The organism is Parazoarcus sp. PS-13 R2A, from assembly GCF_057621855.1.
Genome location: NZ_JBYEXN010000019.1, coordinates 95,730 through 102,508 on the forward strand (window position 1 = coordinate 95,730; position 6,779 = coordinate 102,508).

Genomic DNA, 6,779 nt, shown 5'->3' on the forward strand with positions numbered 1-6,779 from the left:
AGTCCGGCAATTTCCGCTTCAGACTGGACCTTCTCGTTCAACAACCAGGAAAACCGGACTGTTCCTTGCCAATAAAGTCGAAATCGTCCCGGCATCTCGTCGGGGCGTTTTCGTTTGCCTGAATTTACAGGTGTCTGCCCCCCGGTCTGCGCATGGATCGCTTTTCGGGGGGCTTCGGCAGTGGGGGACATCGGTGACTGGCTGGTGATCGGTCGGAGCAGCCGTTGGGGTATCGCACCAAGAACGACAGCAATGGAACGGTCAGCCGTCGTAGCCCAGAAATTCTGGTCGAGTGACCGCTTGGCACTTCAGGCTACTTCCGGATCCGGCCGAGGCTGTGCAAAAACGGCCGCCGATGCGCCAAGAATCGGTCGTTCCGGCGCACTGCGGCGGAAGCGAACGAATTTGCAGGCGGCAAATCAGCTCAATTGAGCTTCGAAAAGGCCCTTTCAGGCCTTCATCGCCACCATCAATGCCTCATTTCCTATCAACTTCATCACCCGTTTCAGGTTGTACGCGAGGACGTGCAGACTCATCTCCGTTCTGACGCGTTCGAGGCCCTTGGTCAGGAAATGCGTCGCGCCCATCCATGCTTTGAGAGTACCGAAGGGATGCTCCACCGTTCGGCGTCGAATACGCATGCTGTCGGGCGCCTGGTCTAGCCGGGCCTGCATCACCTCGAGTTCTTCCTCATGCACCCAGCGGCTGACACGCCGGTAGTCACTTGGCGTGCACTGGTCCTTGATAGAGCATCCCGGACAGTGTGAGCTCCAGTAGCGATGCATCGTCAGTCCGGCCTCAACGCGGGTGAAGCGCCAGATCAGGCGCTCGCCAGCCGGGCAAATGTATTCGTCGTTCTCTCGGTCATACACGAAGTCCGACTTGTCGAAACGTCCGTCGGCTTTCGCGTTGGAGGTCGCGCTTTTCGGAACCAGGGGCACGATGCCGGCCTTGTGGCAGGCGAGGATTCCCTCACTCTTGTAATAGCCCCGATCGGCAATCGCGGTGAGATAGTCCACTCGCATGGCCTTGCGGGCCTGCTTCCCCATCTTGCTCAGTTGGTCCCGATCCAGACCGTCGTTGGTCACCTCATGGGCAACGGTCAGATGGTTCTTCGTTTCGACGGCCGTCTGCACGTTGTAACCCACGATGCCCGTGCCCCGCGTCTTCATGGATCGGGCGTCGGGATCCGTGAGGGAGATCTGCTTGTCGGGCGTGTTCTCGAGCTGGACACCGATCGCCTCGAGTGCCTTCATCCGCGCCTTCTTCGCTTGGGCCACCGCCGGCTCTTGCCGGTCGGCGGTATCCATCTCGACGAGGTAACGCTCGATGCTGGATTCGATCTCCTGCATGCACCGTTGGAGCTTGGCGCTGGTGAAGTTGCGGTCGCGGTTGTTGACCGCCTTGAACTTGCTGCCGTCGATTGCCACCACCGCTGCGGCGAAGAGCCCCAGTTCTCTGCACAGTACGACGAACTGGCGACAGACCCCGCGGATCCCCTTGGGGTTGTCTTTGCGGAAGTTGGCGATGGTCTTGACGTCGGGCGCAAAGCGCCCGACGAGCCACATCAACTCCAGGTTGCGCTGCGCCTCGCGTTCCAGGCGCCGACTGGACTGAATCCGATTCAGATAGCCGTAGATGTAGAGCTTGAGCAGCGCCCCCGGGTGATAGGCGGGTCGTCCGGTGGCCGCCGGATCAACGCCGGCGAAGCCCAACTTGCGCAGGTCCAGTTCATCGACGAAGACGTCGATTACCCGTACCGGATTGGTCTCGGAGACAAAGTCATCCAGGCTCTCGGGTAGCAACGCGCCCTGCGTCCGGCACTGTCCTTCGATGAATCGTTTCATGGCACCCGATCACCTTAAAACAATGCCAATATCATGCCATAAAAGGCGATTTTACACAGCCTCGGCCAGGACCGGCCTGTCGACTTTACTCCCAACCTGCCGATCGAGAGACAACTCCACTCTGGAAGCTGCCAGACCGCCTACGGACGCGACTCGACCTGAGCCGACGTTGAGATGATGAACTACAACGGGCAGCAATTAGATACTTATCTGCCTCAATTGAAGCCAAGCCAATCTCATTGGTTAGCGCGTTCCGTAAGGTTTTCATCATGGCTATCTGAAGCTATCCCCGTTGGTTGTTTTACAAAGGGAAAATGAGTTCGATCAAAGCAGATGCGTTGATCTTCGAGGTCAAACGGAATCGCCCACAAAGAAAGGTCTGGGTTGAAATGGAAGGCCGGGAGCGCCTTTGAAAAGCTCCCGTGCATTGGGTATATCAAGGCCAAAGAGCCTTTTCCACCGAGATATTTCTGTCCATAGGCGTACATTTGATAGAAATCGGATTGGCTGATTTCGTAGTTTTTCGCCTTTAGATGTTGATTGATGCGCTTCCACTTGGTGTCCAGCACCCAACGTTCATGTCCTTGCTGAACCAATATGTCCGGCTGTAACTGAAACATTGGCTTGTCTTCATGCACACACAACGACAGGCTTGAGGCCTGGGTGACTAAATTGGCTTGACTGTGAAGAATCGTGTGTAGAGTCGCCGCTACGTATCGCTCGAAGAGCTTTTCCATTGGGAAAAGCATGCTGATTCCATGCCACTCGCCGACCACTGAGAATGGCATCTGTCGGTACAGAATTAGCTCACACCAGGGGCGTATTGCTTGATAGTGCGCCATCAAGCGGTCTGTACGCCACTTCCGGAAATCTGACGCAAAATCGGAACTGTTTGGTACTTCGTGAAACAGACTTCTCAGTTCTTGCGCGAGTCGCCAATTCTCGGGGTTCAGCGTGCGATTGGCGGCCAGTTCTAAAGCCGATTTAAGTAGGCGATTCTCCGGCCGGTCGGGCACGTAAACGTCGTGGCGGATCTGAAAAATATGGTCACGCCCTGGTGGTTGGCGCATCTGGCGCACCGCATCGAGTTGCCCTCGTAGGTAACGTTCTCTGGCCTCAATGCGAACGTAATCGGAGCGAACACCTCGTTTGACCAGATGATCCAGGCCAATTAGAAATTGCCTGATTACCCATTCACTCAAGGGTGCATCGAAGAGTTGGAGGGAGGTTTCATGGGCCACGCGGACGGGAAGATCCATCGCCGTCGAGATCATCCGGCGAAGTAGCTCTCGGCTGCGGAAAACGCAGTCTCCTTCATCCGTATGCTTAGGCAGGATCTCCAGTCGAGTCCCGCAAGGGGTTTCGATTACCCCAACGTAGTTATCGAGTTTCAGCCATTGCCGCCCCTCAACCTGCAGTAGGGATGCACCTGATCGTCTAAAGGTTGCACTAAGCGCGCAGAGCCAATCAAATGCAGAGGCCGAAATATGGGCCCGATCCAGCGTGGGCTCCGACACCTCTTGTGTCGTAAGCCGCGCATATTCTCGGACCGTAACCGCAGTAGTCACTCGGCCTCATCCCCTTGTTGGGCTGAAATGATGCCCAGGTAAGACTCAATCTGTCCGAATGCAGGGGCGTTGATTTTCCAGATACCACCCTGGTCGCTGATGTTAACCCCATCCCCAAACAAGGCCTGAGTATTCAGATTTTGCTTGAAAACGAAACGGATAGCCTGAGGCTTCCGGTGGTCGTTGAGTACCCATTGAATTCGCTGCCAATCTTCAAAGAAGTACTCCTGCAGCAAGGGTAGGACAGTGACTCTGAAAATTAATGCAAGCTTCTCGAGGGTGGGTTCGTCGATCAGCGGCATGAAATAGGCATGACCTAAGCAATGATCACGGTCGAGCAGCACTTCGATTCGTTCATTCATGACTCTCAGCAACTGGCCAATATTGAGTCCCTGAATATCAATGTCACTCAACAACTCTGGCCTTGGAGGCATTTCACGGAAGGTGAATCGGCGTCTTAGGGCGATGTCCAATCCTGCGAGTGAACGATCGGCGGTGTTCATTGTGCCGATCAGGAATAGGTTGGCCGGAACGGAAAAGCGTTCCTTTGAGTAGGGCAGCATGACTTCCAGTGCCTCAGGATTCCCTGCTCGTTTCGACGGCTCGATCAATGTGATCAATTCCCCGAAGATCCTGGAGACATTGCCACGGTTGATTTCGTCGATGATCAACACTTTGGCATCGACAGAAGTTCGCTCAGTGGAATTTCGCTTAGCACTGCTGGAATCACCCTTTACTAAGCGTTCAACCAAGTGTGGCAAGATACTGTTGTAGCCATTGACCAAGTAGGGCTCGAGCAGCGTATCTGGCACCTTCTCAAAGACTTGCTTGTCACGGATGTCATCGAGGGATAGCCGCCCCTCCCGCACATAGTTCGCCAGTGTCTCGAGCAGGCTCATGCCGAGCGGCAAGATCTTCTCGTTGGGCTTCTTGAGCTCGAGTAGGTCACTTGTGGCTTTTACAACCACGTAGGCTGATCGAAATTGTTCCCCAACGACAAAGGGTGACGATCCAGAGTTTGTTGTTTCCAACGAGACTTGGGTTTGCAGGAGCGACGCCAGCTTCACCATGTCTATGGCACTGGGTTTTAGCTCGTAAATCGTCATTTGGCTGAATTGGTTATTCATCACCTGATCATGGGGTAATGACGGCTTATAGACTCGTAACCACTTAACCCCTCGGGACTGACCGTAGGTGTCCCCTTGCTCTTCGCGGTTTAGCAGTCGGTAATCGCTGCTGATTTCACCGATCGCTCGAAACTTCAAATTCCCTTCGGTCACCACGATCAAGTCGCCAATCGCCATTTTGTTGACGAAGGTGTTCACTGCTGTCAGTTCGTAGGCATCGCTATCGACTGGATGCCCATTTGCAGCTAAGCGTTCTTGGATCTGCTGCCGGGTGGTGCAATGGCTAAAGTCTTGTTGTGCCCCGTAGCCAAGTAACGCATAGCCATTTTCAACGCATTCTTCAAAAATGTAGGCATCGTCACCTAGGCTATTTCCCAAGGACATCTTCCAGACTCTACGGCCGGAAATGTCGATAGGAGATGCTTCTTGCTTGGTTACTTTGGCGGCAGCTGCATCGCACAGCATTTTGAAAATCCCGTCCACCACGTCGTAACGCAGTTGCCCCCTTTCGTCATTTTCCGCGCGCAACCCTTCAACAAAATCTTCATAGCTGAAACTTTGGTGGAAGGTCACGAACCGGATATGTCCTGCAGCGATCAATTCATCAAAACGCTCTTTGAGTGCGGAGCGATCATCGGCATGTTCGGCTAGGAATTCCGGCGCCAAAACCTCCAGCGATGCCTCGATGGTGGAATGGGTTTTCCCGGTCCCTGGTGGCCCATACAAGATTTGATTCAGTGGTGGCGTAGGCTGGATCATTGATGTCATAGTGCTCGAATTCGCAGAGGATATCGGGGTGTCGATGGCGTCGTCGTACGCCTCACAAAGGGCTATTAGGGCGTCCATGTCAGGTACAACCACTTTCGTGATGGCGTGTCCAACGGATAGCAGGGGTGCATTCGCAGCGATGTTGCTACTACGTGATTTGTCGGGCGCGTAAGGAACGATGTCGAGCAGTAGATGCTTGACCAAAGTTAGCCAATCTCCGGCGCTTAAATAAAGCGTGGTCTTTTTGTTATCCAGGGCCAGTGCTATTTGCAAGTCGTTGGCAGTCTGGTATCCCGCCATTTTCTTAGTTGCGGGTTTGATCTGAGCAAAATGCTCAGATTGCTCGAAGAAGTCCTTTGCAACTTCTGGTGTGAGTTCTGTCTTGATGCGTGCCTGGATACCAGGCCAAATTGCATCCACATAGGCAAAGATGCTCTTTTCGTCGCCAGTCTGTTGATCTCGAGGAGGTCGCTTTGCAAGGAGTTGCTGATGCAAAACGGATGCTCGCTTTTCTGAGCTATCAAGAGCGGCACGCAAAAATTCTGTTTTGTAGATCGGCAACACGCACAGTGATGTACGGTCCTGATACAGAAATGCGATTTTCCATTTAAAACTCTGGCCGAAGTCCGCGTCATCAATAAGCGCCAATTTGCCGGTTCGCGCAGCATTGGCTACGGTCAGAATGACCGATTTGACGGATTCAAAGGCTTCTTCAGGCGAATTGCCGTACTTGGTGTACCAAGCGTATTCATCGCCATAGGAGCGGTCAGATAAGCGGTCGGACAAGTTGGATTTGGGCGTCGTATCCTTCCGGGAATACACGCCAAACTTAAATGCCGACCCACCCCATATCGACCCCAGGATTTCCGTCCTTGCTTCTAGCCAATATACGAAACAGTCTTGGTTTCCTGCCTCGGTGTACTGTGCCAGGGTCATTTCGGCCAGGTTTTCGAGCGGCCAACGATTCAGAAATTCCGTCCATTGATTTTCGCGGTCCGCGACAGTTCGAGTCATCTATTTGCTCTTCTATTCTAAGGACGTGGGACTGGGCTCGCATGCGCCTAGCCTTGTCCAATCCCCCAACGAAGTAGCGATTATGAATCGGTAATGATCTAGGCGCCAATGGTGGGGCGTTATCATTTTGGTTGGCTATGAGGCGGTTGCCCAGTTTTTGGTTGGCACTCAACCGGCAGTTGAACGGCAGTTCGCCAGCGCATGGCCGCCTGAGTCTGGCATGATCCGCAAGGGCAGCTTTGGCCGACGGCTTGCCGGTGATCAGTCGTTACGAACGGCAGGTCCACTCAGTCACCCGCCATAGAGTCTCGGACACAGTGGAGGACCGCTGAGGGTCGGATCCGGAAGTAGCCTGAAGAGCCAAGCGGTCACTCGACCAGAGTTTCTGGGCTATGACGGCTGACCGTCTCATTGCAGTCGTTCCTGGTGCGACAAACCAACGGCCCCTCCGGCCG

3 protein-coding genes are annotated in these 6,779 nt (G+C 54.1%); all 3 read right to left on the reverse strand.

All coding sequences use genetic code 11. From position 1 onward, the window contains the following. Window positions 1–449: 449 nt before the first annotated feature. Window positions 450–1,847, reverse strand: coding sequence for an IS1182 family transposase (locus tag AC22G6_RS16725; protein ID WP_487367705.1), 1,398 nt, complete (start codon window positions 1,845–1,847; stop codon window positions 450–452). 236 nt (window positions 1,848–2,083) lie between these two features. Continuing rightward, entirely contained in the window at window positions 2,084–3,415 is a 1,332-nt protein-coding gene (locus tag AC22G6_RS16730) for an McrC family protein (RefSeq protein WP_487367706.1), read from the reverse strand. Further along, entirely contained in the window at window positions 3,412–6,324 is a 2,913-nt protein-coding gene (locus tag AC22G6_RS16735) for an AAA family ATPase (protein WP_487367707.1), read from the reverse strand. The genes AC22G6_RS16730 and AC22G6_RS16735 overlap by 4 nt, the downstream gene beginning before the upstream one ends. Window positions 6,325–6,779: the final 455 nt, after the last annotated feature.